Annotated in this window: 22 protein-coding genes; 3 read left to right on the top strand and 19 right to left on the bottom strand. The window is 57.7% G+C overall.

The genetic code is table 11. The features are described from left to right. Nucleotides 1-144 precede the first annotated feature (144 nt). The 14 genes from ptsG to yceD form a co-directional block, all read right to left on the bottom strand. Entirely contained in the window at nucleotides 145-1,578 is a 1,434-nt protein-coding gene (gene ptsG / locus AACV31_RS22955; RefSeq protein ID WP_007769485.1) for a PTS glucose transporter subunit IIBC, read from the bottom strand. 298 nt (nucleotides 1,579-1,876) lie between these two features. After that, complete coding sequence (locus AACV31_RS22950) at nucleotides 1,877-2,671, bottom strand: metal-dependent hydrolase (protein ID WP_007769484.1); 795 nt, start codon at nucleotides 2,669-2,671, stop codon at nucleotides 1,877-1,879. Between the two features lie 10 nt (nucleotides 2,672-2,681). Then, entirely contained in the window at nucleotides 2,682-3,689 is a 1,008-nt protein-coding gene (gene holB / locus AACV31_RS22945) for a DNA polymerase III subunit delta' (RefSeq protein WP_165156148.1), read from the bottom strand. Then, a complete protein-coding gene (tmk, locus tag AACV31_RS22940) occupies nucleotides 3,689-4,327 on the bottom strand; it encodes a dTMP kinase (RefSeq protein ID WP_015740853.1) in 639 nt (212 codons plus the stop codon). Before tmk ends, holB begins: the two co-directional genes overlap by 1 nt. Next, nucleotides 4,317-5,339 (bottom strand): cell division protein YceG, encoded by a 1,023-nt coding sequence (gene yceG, locus AACV31_RS22935; protein WP_165156150.1) that lies wholly within the window; start codon nucleotides 5,337-5,339, stop codon nucleotides 4,317-4,319. The genes tmk and yceG overlap by 11 nt, the downstream gene beginning before the upstream one ends. 10 nt (nucleotides 5,340-5,349) lie before the next feature. Continuing rightward, nucleotides 5,350-6,150 (bottom strand): aminodeoxychorismate lyase, encoded by an 801-nt coding sequence (gene pabC, locus AACV31_RS22930; protein WP_165156152.1) that lies wholly within the window; start codon nucleotides 6,148-6,150, stop codon nucleotides 5,350-5,352. Between the two features lie 108 nt (nucleotides 6,151-6,258). Beyond that, the gene (gene fabF / locus AACV31_RS22925) at nucleotides 6,259-7,500 is read right to left on the bottom strand and encodes a beta-ketoacyl-ACP synthase II (protein ID WP_015740850.1); all 1,242 of its coding nucleotides are present in this window, start codon (nucleotides 7,498-7,500) and stop codon (nucleotides 6,259-6,261) included. Nucleotides 7,501-7,591: 91 nt separating this feature from the next. Continuing rightward, nucleotides 7,592-7,828: an acyl carrier protein gene (acpP, locus tag AACV31_RS22920; RefSeq protein WP_000103754.1), complete on the bottom strand. Its 237-nt coding sequence runs from the start codon at nucleotides 7,826-7,828 to the stop codon at nucleotides 7,592-7,594. Between the two features lie 154 nt (nucleotides 7,829-7,982). Then, nucleotides 7,983-8,717, bottom strand: coding sequence for a 3-oxoacyl-ACP reductase FabG (gene fabG, locus AACV31_RS22915; RefSeq protein WP_007769462.1), 735 nt, complete (start codon nucleotides 8,715-8,717; stop codon nucleotides 7,983-7,985). Between the two features lie 13 nt (nucleotides 8,718-8,730). Further along, a complete protein-coding gene (gene fabD, locus AACV31_RS22910) occupies nucleotides 8,731-9,660 on the bottom strand; it encodes an ACP S-malonyltransferase (protein WP_007707909.1) in 930 nt (309 codons plus the stop codon). 17 nt (nucleotides 9,661-9,677) lie between these two features. Beyond that, complete coding sequence (locus AACV31_RS22905) at nucleotides 9,678-10,631, bottom strand: beta-ketoacyl-ACP synthase III (protein WP_165156154.1); 954 nt, start codon at nucleotides 10,629-10,631, stop codon at nucleotides 9,678-9,680. 6 nt (nucleotides 10,632-10,637) lie between these two features. Beyond that, the gene (plsX, locus tag AACV31_RS22900; protein ID WP_015386795.1) at nucleotides 10,638-11,672 is read right to left on the bottom strand and encodes a phosphate acyltransferase PlsX; all 1,035 of its coding nucleotides are present in this window, start codon (nucleotides 11,670-11,672) and stop codon (nucleotides 10,638-10,640) included. A gap of 72 nt (nucleotides 11,673-11,744) precedes the next feature. After that, a complete protein-coding gene (gene rpmF, locus AACV31_RS22895; protein WP_007374494.1) occupies nucleotides 11,745-11,918 on the bottom strand; it encodes a 50S ribosomal protein L32 in 174 nt (57 codons plus the stop codon). Nucleotides 11,919-11,969: 51 nt separating this feature from the next. After that, on the bottom strand, nucleotides 11,970-12,491 hold the full coding sequence (gene yceD / locus AACV31_RS22890) for a 23S rRNA accumulation protein YceD (protein WP_007769439.1): 522 nt from the start codon (nucleotides 12,489-12,491) through the stop codon (nucleotides 11,970-11,972). A 140-nt stretch (nucleotides 12,492-12,631) separates the two neighbouring features. On the opposite strand from yceD, the gene AACV31_RS22885 reads away from it, so the two are divergent. Further along, complete coding sequence (locus AACV31_RS22885; RefSeq protein WP_165156156.1) at nucleotides 12,632-13,219, top strand: Maf family protein; 588 nt, start codon at nucleotides 12,632-12,634, stop codon at nucleotides 13,217-13,219. A 56-nt stretch (nucleotides 13,220-13,275) separates the two neighbouring features. Here AACV31_RS22885 and AACV31_RS22880 read toward each other — a convergent pair whose 3' ends face one another. Together AACV31_RS22880 and rluC are read right to left on the bottom strand one after the other, a co-directional pair. Beyond that, nucleotides 13,276-13,992 (bottom strand): DUF3053 family protein, encoded by a 717-nt coding sequence (locus AACV31_RS22880; RefSeq protein ID WP_007769434.1) that lies wholly within the window; start codon nucleotides 13,990-13,992, stop codon nucleotides 13,276-13,278. Between the two features lie 123 nt (nucleotides 13,993-14,115). Then, nucleotides 14,116-15,069, bottom strand: coding sequence for a 23S rRNA pseudouridine(955/2504/2580) synthase RluC (gene rluC, locus AACV31_RS22875; protein WP_185155295.1), 954 nt, complete (start codon nucleotides 15,067-15,069; stop codon nucleotides 14,116-14,118). A gap of 567 nt (nucleotides 15,070-15,636) precedes the next feature. Here rluC and rne point away from each other — a divergent pair. Further along, entirely contained in the window at nucleotides 15,637-18,825 is a 3,189-nt protein-coding gene (gene rne / locus AACV31_RS22870) for a ribonuclease E (RefSeq protein WP_165156158.1), read from the top strand. Nucleotides 18,826-18,881: 56 nt separating this feature from the next. Here rne and AACV31_RS22865 read toward each other — a convergent pair whose 3' ends face one another. Further along, on the bottom strand, nucleotides 18,882-19,820 hold the full coding sequence (locus tag AACV31_RS22865; protein WP_007769426.1) for a LysR family transcriptional regulator: 939 nt from the start codon (nucleotides 19,818-19,820) through the stop codon (nucleotides 18,882-18,884). Between the two features lie 114 nt (nucleotides 19,821-19,934). Here AACV31_RS22865 and AACV31_RS22860 point away from each other — a divergent pair, with 114 nt between their 5' ends. After that, on the top strand, nucleotides 19,935-21,170 hold the full coding sequence (locus tag AACV31_RS22860; protein ID WP_165156160.1) for an MFS transporter: 1,236 nt from the start codon (nucleotides 19,935-19,937) through the stop codon (nucleotides 21,168-21,170). Between the two features lie 81 nt (nucleotides 21,171-21,251). Here the strand turns inward: AACV31_RS22860 and flgL are convergent, their stop codons facing one another. Both flgL and flgK read right to left on the bottom strand, forming a co-directional pair. After that, nucleotides 21,252-22,214 (bottom strand): flagellar hook-associated protein FlgL, encoded by a 963-nt coding sequence (flgL, locus tag AACV31_RS22855; RefSeq protein WP_075198868.1) that lies wholly within the window; start codon nucleotides 22,212-22,214, stop codon nucleotides 21,252-21,254. A 14-nt stretch (nucleotides 22,215-22,228) separates the two neighbouring features. Further along, nucleotides 22,229-23,887 (bottom strand): flagellar hook-associated protein FlgK, encoded by a 1,659-nt coding sequence (gene flgK / locus AACV31_RS22850; protein ID WP_165156162.1) that lies wholly within the window; start codon nucleotides 23,885-23,887, stop codon nucleotides 22,229-22,231. Between the last annotated feature and the right edge of the window lie 40 nt (nucleotides 23,888-23,927).

Here is a 23,927-nt window from a genome sequence, read left to right as displayed (position 1 = left end):
GGCTCCCTTTTTTATTCGCTGATGAACGGTTACAGCAGTAGTGGCCTGCTGATGTTCCCGTCTTTTCGCACGCCTGAGTGCGCGTAGTACAGACGTAAAAAAGGGAGGCTTGCGCCTCCCTTTTCATCTCCCCGTCAGCCAGGATTAGCTGTTACGGATGTATTCATCCATTTCGGTTTTCAGGTTATCGGACTTGGTGCCGAAAATCGCCTGAACGCCGGAGCCTGCCACAACCACACCCGCAGCGCCCAGTTTCTTCAGGCCAGCCTGATCCACTTTCGCCACGTCAGCCACGCTTACGCGCAGACGAGTGATACAGGCGTCGAGGTTAGTGATGTTCTCTTTACCACCGAACGCGGCCACCAGAGCCGGCGCCATTTCACTGGTCCCGGTTGCTTTGGTGTCTTCGGTCGCGTCTTCACGACCCGGCGTTTTCAGATCCAGCGCTTTAATCAGCACGCGGAAGATGGTGTAGTAAACCACCGCGTAGCCTGCGCCCACAATCGGGAACAGCCACAGTTTGCTGCTGTTGCCGGACAGAACGATAAAGTCGATCAGACCGTGGGAGAAGGACGTACCGTCACGCATACCCAGAAGGATACAGATCGGGAAGGCCAGGCCTGCCAGAATCGCGTGGATAACGTACAGGATCGGCGCCACGAACATGAACGAGAACTCGATAGGTTCGGTGATACCGGTCAGGAACGAGGTCAGCGCAGCGGAGATCATGATACCGCCCACTTTGGCGCGGTTTTCCGGTTTAGCGGAGTGCCAGATAGCGATGGCAGCAGCCGGCAGACCGTACATTTTGAACAGGAAGCCGCCAGAGAGTTTGCCCGCGGTCGGGTCACCCGCCATATAACGCGGGATATCGCCGTGGAATACCTGACCTGCAGCGTTGGTGTATTCGCCGATCTGCATCTGGAAAGGAACGTTCCAGATATGGTGCAGACCAAACGGTACCAGGCAACGTTCGATGAAGCCGTAGATACCAAACGCCACGACCGGGTTCTGATAAGCAGCCCACTGAGAGAACGTCTGGATTGCGGAACCAATCGGCGGCCAAATGAAGGACAGGATAACGCCGGTGAAGATCGCCGCCAGACCAGAGATGATCGGCACGAAACGTTTACCAGCGAAGAAGCCCAGATACTCAGGAAGCTTAATGCGGTAGAAACGGTTGAACATGTAGGCTGCAATCGCGCCCGAGATGATCCCGCCAAGTACACCGGTATCCGCCAGGTGTTTTGCCGCGATTTCTTCCGGGGGAAGATGCAGAACCAGCGGTGCCACGACCGCCATGGTTTTTACCATGATGCCGTAAGCCACCACAGCAGCCAGAGCAGAAACGCCGTCGTTATTGGTGAAGCCCAGCGCAACACCGATAGCGAAGATAAGCGGCATGTTGGCGAAAACTGATCCGCCCGCTTCCGCCATAACGTGGGAAACCACGGCTGGCAGCCAGCTGAAGTTTGCAGAACCGACGCCCAGCAGGATACCTGCGATAGGGAGTACGGAGACCGGCAGCATCAGCGATTTACCCACCTTCTGCAGGTTAGCAAATGCATTCTTAAACATAATTGAGAGTGCTCCTGAGTATTTGTGCTTTTTTTACGCGTTTCACGCATCAGCCCGGGGGAGAAACGGGCCATAAACAGGGCATCTGAGTGCCCTTTATTTATTACGCAGAGTAAAATAAATCACGCGATCTTTGTTTGACGGCTATCACGTTTCAAACAAGCCTTGGGCGAAAACTTGCGATTCTTTACATTAAGTGTTTCAGGATGTTTATAAATCGTCGTTCACCGCCTGAATTTCGGCGGTGAACTTTACTCGCTTTGCCCATTAATTACGAGCTTTAAAATAACTCGGATTTTCAGGCAGATTGCAGTGTGGCGAGGTCAATATGAAACAGCGTGGAGAAGTTGCGCGTGGTGGTTTCAGCGAGCGTTTCCAGGCTTACGCCCTTAAGCACCGCCATATATTCCGCCACATCGCGCACCAGCGCAGGCTGATTCTCTTTACCGCGGTGCGGAACCGGCGCCAGGTACGGCGAGTCGGTTTCCACCAGCATCCGATCGAGCGGAACATAGCGCGCGGCCTCGCGGATCTGCTCCGCGTTGCGGAAGGTCAAAATGCCGGAAAAAGAGATGTAGAAACCCAGATCCAGAAGTTTGCCCGCCGTCTCTTTGTCTTCCGTAAAACAGTGTAGTACGCCTGAACAGTCCGTCACTTTTTCTTCGCGCAGAATGGCGAGTGTATCCTCGCGTGCATCGCGCGTATGGACGATAACCGGCTTGTTCAGCTCGCGGCCGATGCGGATATGGTGGCGGAAAGATTCCTGCTGACGGGCTTTCGTTTCCGGCGTGTAGTAGTAATCGAGGCCCGTTTCGCCCATCGCCACCACGCGCGGATCGGCGGCAAGGCGACGCAGCTCTTCCACGTCATACTCTTCATCCTGATTCAGCGGATGCACGCCGCAGGAGTAAGCCACGTTGTCACGCTCGCCGATAAGCTCGCGCATAGATTTGTAGCCCGGCAGCGTCGTGGCGACCGCCAGAAAATATTTCACGTCGCGCGCGGCGGCTTTCGCCAGCACGTCATCCACATCTTTATGCAGAGACTGATAATCCAGGCCATCGAGATGGCAGTGTGAGTCGACTAAAAACATAACGTCTCTCTCAGAGGTGATAAGAAGGAAGCACCGCGTCAGGGCGCATATAGCGCTCCCAGGTGAGTAACAGTTCGGTCAGCAGCAGTTCGCGGTTGACGGCGGCGACGTTTAGCAGCCTGTCGCGGCAGCGGAACAGAGAATCAAGCATCGCCTGAATGACGGCCGGTGAAAAACGCTGCGCCAGCTGGGCCACCAGCACCGGATAATCGGTGTTGACCAGCACCCCCTGGGCGCCATGACGCCACTTCAGCGCGTCCATCAGGAATGCCGCCAGCCAGTGCAGGCGAAAAGGCGCCTGTTCATGATTCAGCGCTGGCAATAAAGAGAGCCAGTCGCCGCTTGCCAGCGCCGCCGTGATTTTCTCGCCAAGCGCCACGCGCTGCTGCCACTGCTCCGGCTGGAGCAGTTCAAGCGCGGCGGCGGGCGCGCCGCCGGTCAGACGCAGCGCGGCGTTAATCCGCGACGGCTCCGCCTGGATCTCGCGCGCAAGCCAGGCTTCGGCATAGCGCGTTTCGGGCGGCGCCAGATGCCAGCTGAAGCAGCGGCTGCGAAGCGTGGCAGGCAGCTGTTCCGGCTCGCGGCAGCCCAGCAAGAACCAGGTATTTTCCGGCGGCTCTTCCAGCGTTTTCAGCAGCGCATTCGCTGCCGCTTCCGTCAGTTGCGCCGCCTCTTTAATCCAGACCACTTTGGCGCCGCCGAGCCGCGCGCGATCGTAAAGCTTTTCGCTGATATCGCGGATAGCGTCGATGCCCAGCGTCGATTTGCCCTTCTCCGGCTCCGCCTGATAATAATCCGGGTGCGTGCCCGCCTGCATCAGCTGGCAGGCGCGGCATTCGCCGCAGCTTTTCTGGCCCTGCGGCTGCTGGCACATGCGCCAGCGGCTCAGCGCGTAAATCAGCGCGTCGTCGCCCATGCCGGGCAGCGCATGGATCAATACCGCATGGTGTCCCCTGCCGGCCTGCCAGTTACCGACCAGATGCTCAAACGAGGGGCGCAGCCACGGATACCATTTCATTATTTCTGCTCCTGCACCCAGCGCGCGATAGCTGAACGGATATCACGGCTGACGGCATCCAGCGGCTGGCAGGCGTCAATCGTGATGATGCGCGGATCGGCGGCGGCCAGTTCAAGGTAGCGGGCGCGGGTGCGGTTAAAGAAGTCGAGCGACTCCTGCTCGATACGATCGAGTTCGCCACGTGCGCGGGCGCGCTCAAGCCCGATGCGCGGATCGACATCGAGATAGAGCGTGAGATCCGGCGCGAAATCGCCGAGCACGGTCTGGCGCAGCGTCGCCAGCAGTTCGCGGTCGATACCGCGCCCGCCGCCCTGATAGGCTTGCGTGGAAAGATCGTGCCGGTCGCCGATGACCCATTCGCCGCGCGCCAGCGCGGGCTTAATCACCGTTTCCACCAGTTGCACGCGCGCGGCGTAAAATAGCAGCACTTCCGCGTTATCGGTGATGACTTCATCACCGACCGATTTGATATCCAGCACGAGGCTGCGCAGTTTCTCCGCCAGCACCGTGCCGCCCGGCTCGCGGGTGAAGGTCATGTCGGTGATGCCAAGCGATTTCAGCGTCTCCACCACCAGATTGCGCGCCGTGGTTTTCCCGGCGCCTTCCAGCCCTTCGATAACAATATATTTACTGCTCATTTTTATCCTTAAGCGCCTTGAGATAATCCTGCACCGCACGATTATGGCTGGCGAGATTCGTGGTAAACGTGTGGCCGCCCTTCCCGTCCGCCACGAAATAGAGATACGGCGTTTTCGCCGGATGCGCCGCCGCTTTTAGCGACGCCTCGCCTGGCATGGCGATAGGTCCCGGCGGCAAGCCGCTAATCACGTAGGTATTATACGGCGTCGGGGTTTCCAGATCCTTACGCGACAGCTTGCCGTTGTAATTCTTACCCATACCGTAGATGACCGTCGGGTCGGTTTGCAGCCGCATGCCAATACGCAGGCGATTGATAAAGACCGAGGCGACCCGGTCGCGCTCGCTCGCCACCGCCGTCTCTTTCTCAATAATCGACGCCATCGTCACCAGTTGGTTCTGATCCTGGTAAGGCAGCCCGTCCATCCGCGCTTTCCAGACGTCATCCACCGCTTTCACCATTTTCTGATGGGCGCGTTTAAGGATCGTTACGTCAGAGGTATTCGCCGTATAGAGCCAGGTATCAGGCCAGAACCAGCCTTCCACCCACTCCGGATGCTCAAACCTGAGCGCCTCAGCCACCGTCGCGTAATCGTCGTCTTTGAGCGTATGTTTGATATACGGCGCTTCACGCAGCTGTTTCAGCCAGTCGCTCAGTTTCATGCCTTCGACAAAGCGCAGGGGAAACTGCGCCTCTTTACCGCTCGCCAGCAACTGCAGGGCATCGCGCACGGTCATTTGCGGCGTGAATCGATAGGTGCCAGCCTTGAAGTGAGAAAGCTCAGGCTGCAGACGAAGCAGCCACTGAAACACGCGCGGGCGTTTGATCAGCTTCTCTTCATAAAGCTGTTGGCCAAGCGCGATACGCCCGGTGCCTGGTTTCAGGGTAAAAATCGTCTCTTTAGTGATCGGCAGTGGGCTGTGCGCCAGCTGGCGCACTTTCCAGTAACCGACGCCTGCCGCGATGGCAAGCACAAGAACCAGCAGTAGCGCGACGCGCAACATTTTCTTCATGGGAACCCGGTTATTCGCAGTGGGAAATGAGGTAGTGATACAGTTCGCGCGAGGCGTAAGCGTGGCCGTCAATCTCGCGCACCGGCACCAGCGGCATCAGCGCGTTGCAGATGAACACTTCATCCGCCGCGTCAAGCGCGCTGGCCGGCGCGTTAATTTCAGATAATCGCCAGGATGACTGATTCAGCAAGCCAATAATATGGCGCCGCATAAGGCCATCAACGCCAGCCTGATCGAGACGGGGGGTGAACACCGCTTTTCCTTTACGCCAGAACAAATTAGCCGCACAGCATTCCGTAACCCACCCTTCGCTGTCAAGCACCAGCGCCTCATCGGCGGGCGTCTGCTCAAGATGCGTGCGAATCAATACCTGTTCAAGCCGGTTCAGATGTTTGATGCCCGCAAGATGTGGATTGCGCCCGAGCCGCACAGGACTGGTCGCGAGGCTCACGCCACGCTCGCGCCATTCATCATAAAAAGCAGGGTACGCGCCGCGGGAAACAATACGCGTGGGCGCGCCGCACCCGGCAATGCTGTAGCCGCGCTTGCCGGCGCCGCGGGTGATGATGACTTTCACCACCGCGCTCCCCTGCCCTTGCGCCGCCTGGCGCATTTCGTCACGCAGCATCTCGCTATCCGGCATCGGGATCAGCAACCGTTCACAGCCTTCGCGCAGGCGCGCCAGATGCTGTTCTAGCAGGAGAACGACGCCGTCGCGTACGCGGGTGGTCGTAAAGCAGCCGTCACCGAATTGTACGGCGCGATCGGTCGCCGACAGGCAATCCTGTTCGATACCATTAATTAACAGCATAGAGGCTCCTTAACGGGTAGCGCATTAGTCTCGCAGGATGACCGACAGGGAGCAAGAGGGAGGGAAAATGCACAAAGGCCCGCGCGGGGCGGGCCTTTGTAGCGGCTGTCAGACCTTTTTGAAGATCAGAGAACCGTTGGTGCCACCGAAGCCGAAGGAGTTACACAGGGTGTACTCCATACCGCTCACCTGGCGCGCTTCATGCGGAACGAAGTCGAGGTCGCAGCCTTCGTCCGGATTATCCAGGTTGATGGTCGGCGGAACAGCCTGATCGCGCAGCGCGAGAATGGAGTAGATAGACTCTACTGCGCCCGCCGCGCCCAGCAGATGGCCGGTCATCGATTTGGTGGAGCTCACCATGACGCGTTTCGCGGCGTCGCCGAAGACTGATTTCACTGCCTGCGCTTCTGCAACGTCGCCCGCTGGGGTCGACGTGCCGTGCGCGTTGACGTAACCGATCTGGCTTGCGTCGAGGCCCGCGTCACGCAGCGCGTTGACCATGGCCAGCGCCGCGCCTGCGCCGTTTTCCGGCGGCGAGGTCATATGGTAGGCATCGCTGCTCATACCAAAACCGACCAGTTCGGCGTAAATCTTCGCGCCGCGTTTTTTCGCGTGCTCGTACTCTTCAAGTACGATAATGCCCGCGCCGTCGCCCAACACAAAACCATCCCTTTCTTTATCCCACGGACGGCTTGCCGCCTGCGGGTTATCGTTACGGGTGGAGAGCGCACGCGCCGCGCCGAAACCGCCGACGCCAAGCGGCGTACTGGCTTTTTCCGCGCCGCCTGCGAGCATGACGTCAGCATCGCCATAGGCGATGATGCGCGCCGCATGGCCAATGTTGTGTACGCCTGAGGTACACGCAGTGGCGATGGAAATGCTGGGACCGCGCAGACCGTACATGATGGTCAGGTGACCTGCCACCATGTTGACAATGGTTGATGGCACGAAGAAAGGACTGATTTTCCGCGGGCCGCCGTTAACCAGCGAGCTGTGGTTTTCTTCGATAAGGCCAAGGCCGCCGATGCCGGAACCGATAGCCGCGCCGATACGGGGAGCGTTCTCTTCCGTTACTTCCAGGCCAGAATCCTGCATGGCCTGTACGCCGGCGACAATTCCATATTGAATGAAGGCGTCCATCTTGCGCTGTTCTTTGCGCGAGATGATCTCTTCACAGTTAAAATCCTTTACTAAGCCAGCAAATTTCGTTGCATAGGCGCTAGTATCGAAATGGTCGATTAGGCTGATGCCGCTCTGACCGGCAAGGAGAGCTTTCCAGGTGGACTCTACGGTATTGCCGACAGGAGACAACATGCCAAGTCCGGTCACAACTACACGACGCTTAGACACGTTTGTCCTCCAGGGAGGGATATAAAAAGAGATTCGTGGGACTAAAAAAGATAAAACTCAGGCGGTCGAATGACCGCCTGGAGATGTTCACTTACGCCTGGTGACCGTTGATGTAATCAATGGCAGCCTGAACGGTGGTGATCTTCTCAGCTTCTTCGTCCGGAATCTCAGTATCAAACTCTTCTTCCAGAGCCATTACCAGCTCAACGGTGTCAAGAGAATCAGCGCCCAGGTCTTCAACGAAGGAAGCATTGTTGGTAACTTCTTCCTGCTTAACGCCCAGCTGTTCGCCGATAATTTTCTTAACGCGTTCTTCGATAGTGCTCATACTCTTAAATTTCCTATCAAAACTCGCTTTCGCGATGGTTTTCGTAGTGTATAAAATGTTGAAAAAGTTGCAACTAAATCCCGGCAGGTCTTACCACGATTTTACGCTATTTTGCGGGCAATTGCCCTGATAACGCAAATAATTTTATTCGTGGTTAAACCATGTACATTCCGCCGTTGACGTGCAGGGTCTCACCAGTGATGTACCCGGCCTCGTCAGAGGCTAAAAATGCAACCGCACTGGCGATTTCTTTTGCGTCGCCTAAACGACCCGCTGGAACTTCCGCCAGAATACCCGCACGCTGATCGTCAGACAGCGCACGCGTCATGTCCGTTTCAATGAAGCCCGGAGCAACAACGTTTACTGTAATACCGCGGGACGCCACTTCACGTGCCAGCGATTTACTAAAACCGATAAGACCCGCTTTCGCCGCAGCGTAGTTGGCCTGACCAGCATTTCCCATGGTACCGACCACAGAACCGATAGTGATAATGCGACCGTGACGTTTCTTCATCATAGCTCGCATTACCGCTTTTGACAGACGGAAAACCGATGACAGGTTGGTTTCGATGATATCGTTCCACTCGTCATCTTTCATTCGCATCAGCAGGTTGTCACGGGTTATCCCGGCATTATTGACCAGAATGTCCACTTCGCCAAATTCTGAGCGAATATTTTCAAGAACGGATTCGATGGATGCCGCATCGGTCACATTCAGCATCAGGCCTTTGCCATTCGCGCCCAGATAGTCGCTAATCGCTTGCGCGCCGCTTTCGCTGGTTGCGGTGCCGATAACCTTCGCGCCGCGTGCGGCCAGGGTTTCGGCGATAGCGCGGCCGATACCGCGGCTCGCACCGGTGACCAGCGCGATTTTTCCTTCAAAGCTCATGGTTTTCCTCGTTTTATTGCGCAAGTGCCGCTGACAGGCTGGCAGGCTCGTTAATGGCCGCCGCCGTCAGGGTGTCAACAATACGTTTCGTCAGGCCGGTCAGCACTTTGCCCGGACCGACTTCATACAGCTGCGTGACGCCCTGCGCCGCGATAAATTCGACGCTCTTTGTCCACTGCACCGGGCTATAAAGCTGACGTACCAGCGCATCGCGGATAGCTTCCGGCGACGTTTCGCATTTCACGTCCACGTTATTCACAACCGGAATCTGCGGGGCGTTAAACGTAATTTTTTCAAGCTCAGCAGCCAGTTTCTCCGCAGCGGGTTTCATCAGCGCGCAGTGTGACGGCACGCTCACCGGCAGCGGCAGCGCACGTTTGGCGCCCGCGGCTTTACAGGCGGCGCCGGCACGCTCAACGGCGTCTTTATGACCGGCGATAACGACCTGGCCTGGCGAGTTGAAGTTAACCGGTGAAACCACCTGCCCTTCAGCGGCGTCTTCGCACGCTTTCGCGATAGCGTCGTCGTCAAGGCCGATAATCGCGGCCATGGCGCCCGTGCCTTCCGGCACCGCTTCCTGCATGAATTTACCGCGCAGTTCAACCAGACGCACGGCGTCGGCGAAATCGATAACGCCTGCGCAGACCAGCGCGGAATATTCGCCAAGGCTATGACCGGCCATCAGCGCAGGTGCTTTACCGCCCTGCTCCTGCCATACGCGCCACAGCGCGACGGAGGCGGTCAGGAGCGCAGGCTGTGTCTGCCAGGTTTTATTCAGCTCTTCCGCCGGGCCTTGTTGCACCAGCGCCCAGAGATCATAGCCCAGCGCCGCGGAGGCTTCGCGGAACGTCGCTTCAATAACGGGAAAATTTGCCGCCATGTCAGACAGCATTCCCACGGCCTGAGAACCCTGGCCCGGGAATACAAAAGCAAATTGCGTCATTTTTTTATCCTTCTCGATTAAAAACGAACCAGCGCGGAACCCCAGGTGAAGCCGCCGCCGAAGGCTTCCAGCAGCACCAGTTGGCCTTGCTGAATGCGTCCGTCACGTACCGCTTCATCCAGCGCGCATGGCACGGAAGCCGCAGAGGTGTTGCCGTGTCGGTCGAGGGTGACGACGACATTGTCCATCGACATACCGAGTTTTCTCGCGGTGGCGCTGATAATGCGCAGGTTCGCCTGATGCGGCACCAGCCAGTCGAGATCGGCGCGATCCAGCTGATTCGCTTCCAGGGTCTCGTCAACAATATGCGCCAGTTCCGTTACCGCGACTTTAAAGACTTCGTTCCCGGCCATGGTCAAGAAGGTCGGGCTGTCCGGGTTAACACGATCCTGGTTTGGCAGGGTCAGCAGTTCGCCGTAGCTGCCGTCAGCGTGCAGATGCGTGGACAGAATGCCCGGCTCTTCGCTGGCGCCCAGTACGGCCGCGCCCGCGCCATCGCCGAACAGAATGATCGTACCGCGATCCTCAGGATCGAGCGTGCGCGCCAGCACGTCGGAGCCGATCACCAGCGCATTTTTCACCGCGCCGGATTTCACGTATTGATCGGCGATGCTTAACGCATAGGTAAAACCAGCACAGGCGGCAGCGACGTCAAACGCCGGGCAGCCTTTGATGCCAAGCATACCCTGCACCTGACAAGCGGCGCTCGGGAAAGCGTGCGTGGCGGAAGTGGTGGCGACGATAATCAGGCCAATCTGTTCTTTGTCGATACCGGCCATCTCAATGGCGCGCAGTGCCGCTTCGTAGCCCATGGTGGCGACCGTTTCGCCGGGCGCCGCAATGCGACGCTCGCGGATACCGGTGCGAGTGACAATCCACTCGTCAGAGGTTTCCACCATTTTTTCAAGATCGGCGTTAGTCCGCACTTGTTCAGGCAGATAGCTGCCTGTACCAATAATCTTCGTATACATGTACGCTCAGTCACTCTTGGGTAATACAGATTCCAGGCGAGCGGCAATCCGCTGAGGGACTTGTCGCTGCACCGCCTGCACTGCCTGTTCAATCGCGACCGCAAAAGCTCGCTGATTGGCTGCACCGTGGCTCTTGATCACCGTGCCGCGCAATCCTAACAGACAGGCGCCATTATACTGGTCGGGGTTGAGGTGACTGAATCGCCTTGAGAGGCTTTTTTGTAACCAACGCTTTAGTAAAAGCCACCACCACGACCGTTTTTTACCTTCGCCCTGCGATTTGAGCAGCGAAAGGAACATCCTGACAACACCTTCCATCGTTTTTAGCGTGACATTACCGACAAAACCGTCACATACCAGTACATCGGTTTTGCCGGTCAGTAATTCGTTGGCTTCGAGATAGCCGATGTAGTTCAACGATGGTACGGTTTTTAACAGCGCCGCTGCATCGCGGATGCTATCAAGCCCCTTTGTTTCTTCTTCGCCGATATTGAGCAGCGCGACGCGCGGATTCTCGATGCCGAGCACTTCTTCCGCCATCACCGAGCCCATAATCGCAAACTGCGCGAGCATCGTGCTGTCGCAATCCACGTTGGCGCCTAAATCCAGCACCACCGTCTTACCTTTCTGCTGATGCGGCAGCACCGTCACCAGCGCAGGCCGCTCAATACCGTCGACAGGTTTAAGCAGCAGTTTAGCAAGCCCCATCAGCGCGCCGGTATTACCGGCGCTGATGCAGGCCTGCGCGCGCCCTTCTTTCACCAGCTCCAGCGCGATACGCATAGAGCTGCCGCGGCTGTTGCGCACAGCCTGGGAAGGACGGACATCACTGGCAATAACCGACTCTGCCGCAATAATCTGCAGCCGCGAACGTTGTTCAAAATCAGCTCTGGCAAGTAATGGCGTGATGGCGTCGGGATCGCCGACTAAAAGAAGATGCAAATGTGGATCAGAATTCAGTGCCTGCAATGCTGCAGGCACTGTCACGGCAGGACCAAAGTCCCCGCCCATGACATCTAACGCCAGGGTTAGAGGTGTCAAGATATCGCCAGGTTACGGTTATCCCCGCCAGAGCGGGGAAAGCGCACTAAGCTCAACCACGCTTGCGCGTGATTACTTAGTGATAACCTTGCGACCGCGGTAGAAACCGTCGGCGGTGATGTGGTGACGCAGATGGGTTTCACCAGAGGTTTTGTCTACAGACAGGCTGGTGACAGCGGTCAGCGCGTCATGAGAACGACGCATACCGCGCTTGGAACGAGTGGGTTTATTCTGTTGTACGGCCATGGACCTTACTCCTCAATTACGGCTTATTCCTGCTCGCGCGGGAAACGCCAATTACTTACGCTTTAAACTGGCTAACACGGCAAATGGATTTGGTTTCTGTGCCTCTTCAGGCAATTCACCAAAGACCATGTCCGCCTCGGACACTTCACAGTGTTCAGAATCATGCACCGGAACTACAGGCAGGGCGAGGATGAGTTCATCTTCAACCGTTGCCAGCAGGTCGATTTCGCCGAATTCATTAACTTCAATCGGCTCATACGCTTCCGGGAGTGCTTCTGCCTGATCGTCGTTAGAGATCGGGCTGAAACAATACGTTGTGTGGACGTGATGACTAAACGGCTGGCCGCAACGCTGACATGCGAGCGTTACCGTAACCGTTGCATCGCCTTTTAATACGGCGAGACGCTGGTTATCGATAGCGAACGACATGGAGCATTCGACATCGCTGTCCACACTGACCACAGATTCGGCGATACGCTCTACCTGTTCAGGAGTATAGATACCCTGGTAATCAAGGCGTTTTTGAGCCGTACGAACCGGATCAAGAGTCAGGGGTAATTTTACCTTTTGCATAGGGCGCGCATATTAACTTTGTAACGTCATAGAGTCAAAGAAAAAGGCGGGTTTGAAACACCTTTTACCATTTATTCGCACACATTGCGGCCGACAGTTTAAAATAGCGCTCATCGATTCGCTATCTTTCACTGAAAAATATGACCTCAATCGTGCTTGCTTCCACGTCGCCGTTTCGCCGTAGCCTGTTAGAGAAGCTCGGTTTACCGTTTGAAACCGCAGCCCCTGAGACCGACGAAACCCCATACGCGGATGAAACCGCACCACAATTAGTATTAAGGCTGGCTTTGCAAAAAGCGCAAGCGCTACGGGAGAAATATCCCCGGCATTTGATTATTGGCAGCGATCAAGTTTGCGTGCTGAATAATACCATTACCGGCAAACCGCACACCGCTGAAAATGCGGTTAAGCAGTTGCAACAGGCCAGCGGCAATGTTGTTACCTTTTATACAGGGCTGGCGCTGTATAATAGCGCAACCGGCGCGCATCAGGCCGACTGCGAGCCATTCCACGTGCATTTTCGCACGTTAAGCGACCGCGAAATTGAAAACTATCTGCATCGTGAAGAACCCTGGCAATGCGCGGGCAGTTTTAAAAGCGAAGGGCTTGGCATCACGCTGTTTGACCGCCTTGACGGGCGCGACCCTAACACGCTGATTGGCCTGCCGCTGATTCGCCTTTGCGAAATGCTAAGAAGCGAAGGCGTCGATCCCCTCGCCCATCGCTGAGCCCTGAAAGCAAAAAGCCCTGCAATGCAGGGCTTTTTTATAGTGCGGAGCGAGGCTTACTGCATGCCGGCCAGCTGGCGCGCGACGGCCAGCAGTTCCTGCTGCTTCTCGCGCATCGCGCTCAGTTTTTCGTTAAACAGATCCAGCTGTTTCTGGTCGGTAAACTGCGCCATCGAGCCGACGTACTGCACTTTATTACCGAGACTGTTCAGGTAGTTGCCGATATCCAGCGCCTGACCAAGAATGGCGTCGGTCAGAGACAGGGTCTGGGTCAGCAGCGCGTTAGGACGCACAACCGTTTTCTGATAAGCCTGGTCGAAAACCGCTTTCAGATCGTCCGGCTGTTTCAGTTTGGAGTAACGGTCTTCCACGCTCTTCATGGTATCAGCGCGTTTCGACTCGATATTCCCTACTTCCTTGCGAGATTTTTCGATAGTGTCGCGTTTTTCGACCATATCTTTCGCGCTGGTCACGCTGCGCATCTGGCGCATCGCCTGATCGTTGCCGGAAAACGCCGTGGTCATTTCGCTGGAGTAATCGCTAAGAATGGCGTAATCGTCAGCGTACTTGCCGAAGCTCTCTTTTTCCTGCGCGGTCAGCGTCGGGACGGACAGTTTCTCGGAAGGCAGAATGCGAGTCTGGAGGAACTGGATAAACGCTTTGCGCTGCTCCGGTTCTTTATTGTTATCACAAGCGGCGAGCTGCCATACCATACCTGTCATAAACAGGGTAAAGAAAACACGTTTCCATGTCCGGGATTGTAACCAGGCCATTTTCATCTCCATGCGGTTGTAATTGTATAAAAAAACACCCGGCCGAAGCCGGGTGTTCAGTATAGTGCATTTCATACCGCAGCGCGGGGAGGTAGTCCGAGAACTACCACAATCGGGAGGCTGTCAGCCGCCTGCGCGCAACACTTTCAGACAATGCTTAAGTTCATCGTCCATCGGCGCTTCAACACGCATCGTTTCGCCGGTGCCCGGATGCTCAAAACGCAGCGCCGCCGCATGCAGGAACAGACGGTTCAGCCCGGTGGACGCCAGTTGCGCATCAAATGTGCGATCGCCATAGCGATCGTCGAACGCAATCGGGTGGCCGGCAAACTGCGTATGTACGCGGATCTGATGCGTGCGCCCGGTCACGGGGCTACAACGTACCAGCGTCGCACTGGCGAAGCGCTCTTCTACTTTGAAACGCGTCTCTGAAGGTTTGCCCTCCTGATTGACGCGCACGATGCGCTCGCCGCTTTGCAGAATATTTTTCAGAAGCGGCGCCTGTACGGTTTTCACGTGCGACTGCCACTGTCCGCGCACCAGCGCCAGATAATCTTTCTGCATTCCCTTATCGCGCAGCTGTTCGTGCAGCGAACGCAGCGCAGAGCGTTTTTTCGCGACCAGCAGCACGCCGGAGGTATCGCGATCGAGACGGTGCACCAGCTCAAGGAAACGCGCCTCCGGGCGCAGCGCGCGCAGCCCTTCGATCACGCCGAAGCTCAGCCCGCTGCCGCCGTGGACCGCGGTGCCAGACGGTTTATTCAGCACCAGAATATGGTCATCTTCATAAAGGATAACGTCGCTTAGCGCCGCCACCTTTTGTAAATGTGGAGAAACCGCTTCTTCCTCGCGTTCGGCCACGCGAACCGGCGGAATGCGCACCTCGTCGCCCGCCTCAAGCTTATATTCCGGCTTGATGCGTTTTTTGTTCACGCGCACTTCGCCCTTGCGCAGGATGCGGTAAATGAGGCTTTTCGGCACGCCTTTGAGCTGGGTGCGCAAAAAATTATCGATACGTTGCCCGGCCTGATCGGCGGAGATGGCAACGATTTTTACGGATGGAGTCTCTGTTTTCATGGTGCGCGATTCTAAATACCGGATGACCGTAGCGCCACACATTTTTATATGCTTATATTTAGTAACTCATCGATTCACACAGCTAATGAGTTCGTTTTGTCATCGCTTCGGCGGAGCAGACGAACAAGAAGTTAAAAAACTGTGAGTAAGTCGGTGATAAAGGGCAAAAGTCAGCTTGCTATATCAAGCTTAGCAATGGAATAATGCGACTGTTTTCCGTGTTGAGACTTGTTTAGACAAGGAATTTTGCGGAATTACCAGTTTTGCCTGACAGTCCTTCCACGCGGCAATGGCGTAAGACGTGTTGAACTTTCAGGCAGTTAGCGGGCTGCGGGTTGCAGCCTGGCCGGTAAAGGGAAGCTTCCGGAGAAACAATCCCGGTCATTCCTCTGATAATTGCGCTGTATTTCCACCTGAAATACAGGCTACCGACACTCTGCGCCTCTTAAGCGTTCGACAACCGGGAGGTTGGCGGCGCGAACAGTCACGAGGCCATCGGTTCACTCCCGGTCAGCGTCACCATGCCCGCAGCTTTGTCGTCAATGTAAGAATAACGAGTAAGTTACGATGAAAAGAATGCTAATTAACGCAACTCAGCAGGAAGAGTTGCGCGTCGCCCTCGTGGATGGGCAACGTCTGTACGACCTGGATATCGAAAGTCCTGGACACGAGCAGAAAAAAGCGAACATCTACAAAGGCAAGATCACCCGCATTGAACCCAGTCTCGAAGCCGCATTTGTTGATTATGGCGCCGAAAGACACGGTTTCCTCCCTTTAAAAGAAATCGCCCGCGAATACTTCCCCGCCAGCTACGCCTCTCATGGTCGTCCGAATATTAAAGATGTCCTGCGCGAAGGCCAGGAAGTCATCGTTCAGATAGACAAAGAAGAGCGTGGCAACAAAGGCGCAGCGCTGACGACGTTTATCAGCCTCGCGGGCAGCTACCTTGTGCTGATGCCGAACAACCCGCGCGCGGGCGGCATCTCTCGCCGTATCGAAGGCGACGATCGCACCGAGCTTAAAGAAGCGCTTTCAAGCCTGGAACTGCCGGATGGCATGGGGCTTATCGTGCGCACCGCGGGCGTCGGCAAATCCGCCGAAGCGCTGCAGTGGGATTTAAGCTTCCGTCTCAAGCACTGGGAAGCCATTCAAAAAGCCGCTGAGAACCGTCCGGCGCCGTTCCTTATCCATCAGGAAAGTAACGTTATCGTACGCGCGTTCCGCGACTATCTGCGCCAGGACATCGGCGAAATCCTGATTGATAACCCGAAAGTGCTTGAGCTGGCCCGCCAGCACATCGCCGCGCTGGGTCGTCCGGATTTCAGCAGCAAAATTAAGCTCTACACCGGTGAAATTCCGCTGTTCAGCCACTACCAGATCGAATCTCAGATTGAGTCCGCTTTCCAGCGTGAAGTGCGCCTGCCGTCCGGCGGCTCCATTGTTATCGACACCACCGAGGCGCTGACCGCCATCGACATCAACTCCGCCCGCGCTACCCGCGGCGGCGATATCGAAGAGACGGCGTTCAACACCAACCTCGAAGCGGCGGATGAAATCGCCCGCCAGCTGCGTCTGCGCGATTTAGGCGGTCTTATCGTTATCGACTTCATCGATATGACCCCGGTACGTCACCAGCGCGCGGTGGAAAACCGTCTGCGCGAAGCGGTGCGTCAGGATCGCGCCCGCATCCAGATTAGCCATATTTCCCGCTTCGGCCTGCTGGAGATGTCCCGCCAGCGCCTGAGCCCGTCGCTTGGCGAGTCCAGCCATCACGTCTGCCCGCGCTGTAGCGGCACCGGCACCGTTCGCGATAACGAATCCCTGTCGCTCTCCATTCTGCGTCTGATTGAAGAAGAAGCGCTGAAAGAGAACACCCAGGAGGTTCACGCTATCGTTCCGGTACCTATCGCCTCCTACCTGCTGAACGAGAAGCGTGAAGCGATTACCGCTATCGAGACGCGCCAGGGCGGCGTTCGCTGTGTGATCGTGCCAAACGATCAGATGGAAACCCCGCACTACTCCGTCCTGCGCGTGCGCAAAGGCGAAGAGACGCACACCCTAAGCTACATGCTGCCGAAGCTGCATGAAGAAGCAATGGCGCTGCCGTCAGAAGAAGAATACGCCGAGCGTAAACGTCCTGAGCAGCCAGCTCTCGCCACCTTCGTGATGCCGGACGTCCCGCCGATGCCGCAGGAAACCAGCGCGCCGGCAGCCGAACCTGCTGCGCCGAAAGCGCCGGTGAAAGCCGCAGAGCCTGCGAAAGAAGGTTTCCTGAGCCGCGCCATCAGCGCGCTGAAGAGCCTGTTCGCCAGCGAGCCGCAGGCGCAGCCTGTCGCGAGCGAGCCGGAACCGCAGCCTGCGAAAAATCGTGAAGATAAGCCGCAGGATCGCCGCAACGGTCGTCGTCAGAACAACCGTCGCGACCGCAACGAGCGTGGCGATCGCAGCGAACGCGGTGAGCGTCCGTCCCGTGAGAATCGCGATAACCGCGATAACCGTGACAACAGCGAAGCGCGCGAAGAAAACCGCCGTAACCGCCGCGAGAAACAGCAGCAGAACGCCGAAACGCGTGAAGTTCGCGCGCCGGTTGCTGAAGACGCCGCGGAAAAACCGAAATCCCGTGACGATCAGCAGCAGTCCCCTCGCCGCGATCGCAACCGTCGTCGCTCTGAAGAGAAGCGTCAGGCACAGCAGGAAGTCAATGTCCTGAACCGTGATGACGCCGTGGAAGAGACCGAACAGGAAGATCGCGTTGTTCAGGTGATGCCGCGCCGTAAACCGCGCCAGCTGAGCCAGAAAGTGCGTATCGAATCCGCCGCTGAAGCGGCGGCCGTCGGCAACGCCGACGCGCCGGTTGCTGAAGCGCATGAAGAAGCCGCGCCGCTGGCGTTGCCTGCAAATGTGGAAACGCCTGCCGCTGCGGAAGACAACAACCAGACGGGCAGCGAAAATGCCGGTATGCCGCGTCGTTCTCGTCGCTCTCCGCGTCACCTGCGCGTCAGCGGCCAGCGCCGTCGCCGCTACCGTGACGAGCGTTATCCGACCCAGTCGCCGATGCCGCTGACCGTGGCGTGCGCGTCGCCGGAAATGGCGTCCGGTAAAGTCTGGATCCGCTACCCGCTGCCGCGTGTGCAGGAGCAGGAAGAACAGCAACTGGAGCAGAACACCGCGCCGGTCGCTGAGACCCAGACGACTGAAGCTCCGGTTGCGCCGGTAGCCGACGCGGTTGTGGTCGAGCCGTCTGCCGTGGAGAGCGCGCCGCAGGAAACCGTGGTGGAAACCACTCATCCTGAAGCTATCTCCACGCCGGTTGACGCCCAGCCGCAGATTATCGAGCCGCAGGATGAAGCTGTCGCGGAACAGGTCGCACAGGAAGCCGTTCCGGCTGACGCGCCGGTTGCTGAAGAAGCGCCTCGTGAAGAGACCGCTGCTGTCATCGCAGAAAGCGCGCCTGAAGAGGCACCTCAGCCGGAAGCGATCGCTGATGAGCCGGTGAAAACCCCGGAAGCTGCACCAGTCGTTGAGCCGAAGGCGCAGGAAGCCGAAGTGAAAGCGCCGGTCGTGGCTGTCGCTTCTGCAAGCGTCGCCTCTGCGCCGATGACCCGCGCACCGGCGCCGGACTACGTGCCGGAGCCGCCGCGTCAGAGCGACTGGGTTCGCCCGACGTTCGATTTCAGCGGTAAAGGTTCAGCGGGCGGCCACAGCGCCACCCACCAGGCCTCTGCCCCTGCGACGCGTCCTCAGCCGGTGGAGTAACCCTCCCCGCACAAAAAAGCCGGTCTCTGACCGGCTTTTTTATTGCCTCTTTTCCGCTAGCTTTTCACCGCGGTCACCTGCCGCATCCCCGCAAGTTCAGGCATCACCGTTTTCATTAGCTCCAGGAAACGACGCAACCGCGCCGGATAATACCGCGCCCAGGGGTAGAGCAGATAAACCGGCAACGCGGGCGCCTGCCACTGCGGCAACAGCTGCACCAGACGCCCCTCGCGAAGATCGTCCTCCACCACCCATGCGGAAACCATCCCGGCGCCAAGGCCGTTAAGAATCGCCCGGCGTATCGCGTACAGGCTGTCGGAGCTCAGACGCGGCATCACCGTGAAGGCCTGGCGTTCGCCGCTCTGCACATGATGCAGCGTCACTTCGCGTCGATAAAACGTACTGAGCGCCACCCACGGCAGCGCGGCGAGCGCGTCAATCTCCTTCACGGGCGCATGCCGTTCCAGCAATGCAGGCGAAGCCACCACGATGCGCGGCACCTCGGCGAGCTGTACGGCAATGACCGACGGGTCAATGTCCGGGCCGACATGCAGCGCGCAGTCGATATTCTCGCCGATGAAATCCGGCGACTTGTCGTTAAGCATCCAGTCCACACACAGGCCGGGGTAGCGGTTTAAAAAAGCGGTGAGCGGCTCAATAAGCTGATCCTGCCCGAACGCGTGGGGCGCGCGTACGCGCAATACGCCAACCGGCTCCCCTTCGGCGTTTTTTATCTCATCCTCCAGCGCCTGCCAGCTCGCCAGTACGCTGCGGGCGTGCTGATAGCAGCGCTCGCCGTCATCGGTGAGTTTCATGGCGTGCGTGGTACGCAGCAGGAGTCTGGCCCCCAGTAGATCCTCAAGCGATTTCAGGCGGCGGCTGACGGTCGCCTGCGTAGTATTCATCTGCTGCGCGGCGGCGGAGAGCGAACCGCTCTCGATGATCCGCACAAACGTATGCATCAGCTCCACACGATCTATACGCTCAATACCCATCTATTTTCTTCTTGTCATACGTTACACGTATAACCGTTTTATCATGTCGGCCTCTACCGCGCCAGCCGCCGCAGGCGGAGAATCCCCCTACTGACTACTCACGAGGGTTTCACCATGAATAACCATAACGATACCGCACGTCCCGCCCCTGGGCTCTCCCGGTTGTTGATACTGATTCTGGCCATGGCGACGGGCCTGAGCGTCGCCTCCATTTATTATGCGCAGCCTATCCTGCCGCTTATCGGCAGCGATTTACATCTGAGTGTGGACGGCATGGGGCTTATCCCGACGCTGACCCAGGCTGGCTACGCGCTCGGCATTCTGTTTCTGCTGCCGCTTGGCGACCGCCACGACCGCCGCACGCTGATTCTGGTGAAATGTCTGGCGCTCGCCGTCATGCTGGCGCTCTACAGCCTGAGCGGCGGGCTGCACAGCCTGCTGGTGTTAAGCCTGCTGGTGGGGATGATGGCGACGATGGCGCAGGATATCGTGCCTGCCGCCGCCATCCTCTCGCCCGCAGGTCAGCAGGGTAAAATTGTCGGCACCGTGATGACTGGCCTGCTGCTCGGTATTCTGCTCTCCCGCTCGGTGAGCGGCGTCATCAGCGCCGCCTTCGGCTGGCGAGTCATGTATCAGCTTGCCGCCGCCAGCATCGCGCTCACGGGGCTGGTGCTGTGGCGCGTGCTGCCACGTTTTGAAACCCACGCGACGCTGAGCTATCCGGCCCTGCTGCACTCCATGGGCGGCCTGTGGAAACGCTACCCGACGCTGCGCGGCGCGGCGCTGGCGCAAGGCTTTCTGTCGATAGGTTTCAGCGCGTTCTGGTCGATGCTTGCCGTGATGCTGGCGGCGGAATTTCACATGGGTAGCGCGGTCGCGGGCGCTTTTGGTCTGGCGGGCGCCGCCGGCGCGCTGGCCGCCCCGCTCTCCGGCGCGCTCTCGGATCGCTTTGGCCCGGCGCGTGTGACGCAGCTCGGCAGTCTGCTGGTGATGATCTCATTTGCCGCCATGTTTGCGCTGCCCCTGCTGTCGTCAGCCATGCAGTTATTACTTATTGCCATCGCGGCGGTCGGTTTTGATTTAGGGCTACAGTCGTCGCTGGTGGCGCACCAGACGCTGGTCTATAGCCTGGAGCCGAAAGCGCGTGGTCGTCTGAATGCCCTGCTTTTTACCGGCGTGTTTATCGGCATGGCGCTGGGCTCGCTGCTCGGCAGTAAAGCCTGGGCCCTTGGCGGATGGCCTGCGGTGGTGGCGCTGGCGACGCTTGCAAGCGGCGTGGCGCTGGTGATTCGCCTGACGCAGAAAATGCGCCCGGCAGGCTTCGCGGCAGAACAGCCCGCGCAGCGGTAGGCAAAAAAAAGCCCGCCTCAGTATCGTGAGGCGGGCACATCAAGCATGCCCAGTTTCATGACATGCTTCAAATCGACAACGTTACTTATTCAACTGGAACAGCGACATGCCCTGCATATCGCTAAACGCTTTGTAGGAAGCCTGAAGCGCCGCCTGCTGCATCACGTAGGAAGAGATGGCCGAGTTCCAGTCCACATCCACCAGGTTACTCATCTGCGACGTCTGGCCCAGAGTACGCTCAGCGCCCAGCTGATCCAGGTTTTCCAGCTCTTTCTGCTGGGTACCGACTTCCGCCAGCACCGTCCCGACGTTATCCAGCGAGTTGCTCAGACCACGTGAGGTTTTAGAAATAGCGTCCAGCAGCCCCTGCTGGGTCGTCTCATCCGCGCCTTCCATCGGCGTTTTCAGCGCGGCGATCGCGGAGTCGAGCATTTTGAACAGGTTGGTTTCGCTCGGCGAACCATCCGGCTCAGGCTTGGCATTGCTGGTGATGCTGTCAAACACCAGGTTACCGGTGTGGCCGATAACCATCGTACGCGCGGAATCCACCTGCTGCGTGATGTTTTCCGTACCGCCGTTATAGGTGACGTTACCAGGCGTGCCGGAAAACGGCGCCGCATCGGTTTTATAGCCTGCGAAAATGTAGCGGCCGTTACCGTCGGTGCTGTTCGCCAGGTTCAGCAGCTGATCGCGCATCCCCTGAAGGTCGGTTGCAACCGACGCGCGGTCGGTATCGCTCAGCGTGCCGTTGTTCGCGTAAACAATTTTCTCCTGCGCGGAGGTAATCACGCTCGTCACCTGAGACAGTACGCTCGACTCCAGCGACACTTTCTGGGTCGCGAAGGTACGCGCCTGAGTGTACTGTTCGTTCTGCGCCTGCGCCTGCGAAAGCACCACAGCCTGAGCGGCGGCGATCGGATCGTCAGACGGACGGTTAACACGTTTGCCGGTGGACATCTGCTCACCGTATTTCAGCCAGGTACTCTGCGAGTCGGTAATGCCCCGCATGTTCTGCTGATACATCATTTGAGTACTAATACGCATCGTTCGGTTCCCTGTTAGCGAATCTGGAGAAGCGCGTCAAACAGTGCGGACGCGGTTTGCAGCACCTGCGCGTTCGCCATGTAGTACTGCTGGAAGCGTTGCAGGTTGCCGTATTCTTCATCCAGGTTAACCCCGGAAATGGACTGCTGCTGGTTAGTCAGCTGCGTGACCACGTTAGTCTGGGTGGTGCTGGAGCTTTTCAGTGTGTTGGTTTTGTTACCCACTTCACTGATAAACGCCGCGTAAGCATCGTTAAACGTTTTGCTGCCGCCGACGACCTTGCTGTTTTGCAGATCCAGCAGCGCTTTACCGTTACGGTTGTCGCTCTCGCCGGAGGTCGCATCCGACGCCATCGCGATTTCAGACTCGTCGTGAACAGCCACGTCCATGCTGATAATGACGTCGTTCACCGGCTTCACGATAAAGGTATCTTTGTTCGCTGCCGCACCCGTAATGCCAATCTTCAGGCCGTCAAACTCCAGCGCGGTCACGTTGCCGGAACCATCAGTGGTCGGCGTGGCGTTCACGGTGACGTTGTCAGACAGGCGCGTCACTTTCCAGTTCGTGCCGTCGTAAGCCATCTGGTAGTTGCTGGCTTTCACCGCGGAACTGTCGGTGATGGTCGCCGTCAGCGAAGCAGAGCCCGTGTTGCGCGTGTTGCTCATCGCCGCAGGAGAGCCCAGCGTGAAGAACGCTTTACCGGCGTCGCCGTTGGCGTCAAAGCCTGCTTCGTGCTGTTTGTTAAACGCATCGCCGAAAGCGAGCGCGATCTGGCCCAGGTTATTGCGCGCCTGGTCAAGATCTTCGCTACGGAAGGCGAACAGGCCGCCCAGTGAACCGCTGGTGACCAGCTTTTCCGGGATCTCAATGTTACCGGCGGTCTTGTCGACGAAAGCAATCGTGGTGCGGGCCGGATCGGCGCTGGACGGCACGGCGGCTATCTGGCTCGCTCTGCTGCCCTGCACCAGGTTATAGCCGTTCGCCATCGTGACGTTAAAGGTGTTGCCGTCCTGTACGGAGACATCCACGCCGACGATTTTATTCAGCTCGCTCACCAGTTGATCGCGCTGATCCAGCAGATCGTTCGGCGATGCGCCGGCGCCCATGCCGGTCAGGCGGGTGATCTGTTCGTTCAGCGAGGCAATCTGGGTCGCGAAGTTGTTGATCTGCTGGACGCTGGCGGTAACGGCCGTATTGACCTGTTTATCCTGGTCGCGCAGATACTGATCCACCACTTTAAACTGGTTCACCAGACCGTCTGCTTTACCGAGCAGGGTCTGACGCGCGGCCGGATCTTCGGCGTTGCTGGCCAGCGTTTGCAGGCTTTTGAAGAAATCCTGCATCGTGGTGGAGATGTTATTGGTGGTGCCAGAGACCATATCGTCGATTTTCGACATCTGCTCATAGCGGGTAGTTAACCCACTGCTCTGGTTTTGCGCGGCGTTCAGCTGATTGGTGATGAACGCATCATATTCACGCTGAATACCTGAAACATACACGCCGTTGCCGACCCAGCCGCCCTGCGTCATGGTGCTGTTAGACTGCCCCAGAATAGTAGTCTGGCGGGTATAGCCTGCGACGTTATAGTTTGAAATGTTGTTGCTCACCGTGCTCAGTGCGGTTTGCGCCGCACTCAGGCCACTCATGGCGCTGTTAATTAAGCTACTGGACATGGAGGTTCCTTTTGAACATTCATATGCGGGTCCTGACGAT

Origin of the sequence: Cronobacter sp. EKM101R, assembly GCF_963888145.1 — a bacterium.
Lineage (GTDB): Bacteria > Pseudomonadota > Gammaproteobacteria > Enterobacterales > Enterobacteriaceae > Cronobacter > Cronobacter turicensis.
This window is presented reverse-complemented; position numbering and strand designations above follow the sequence as displayed.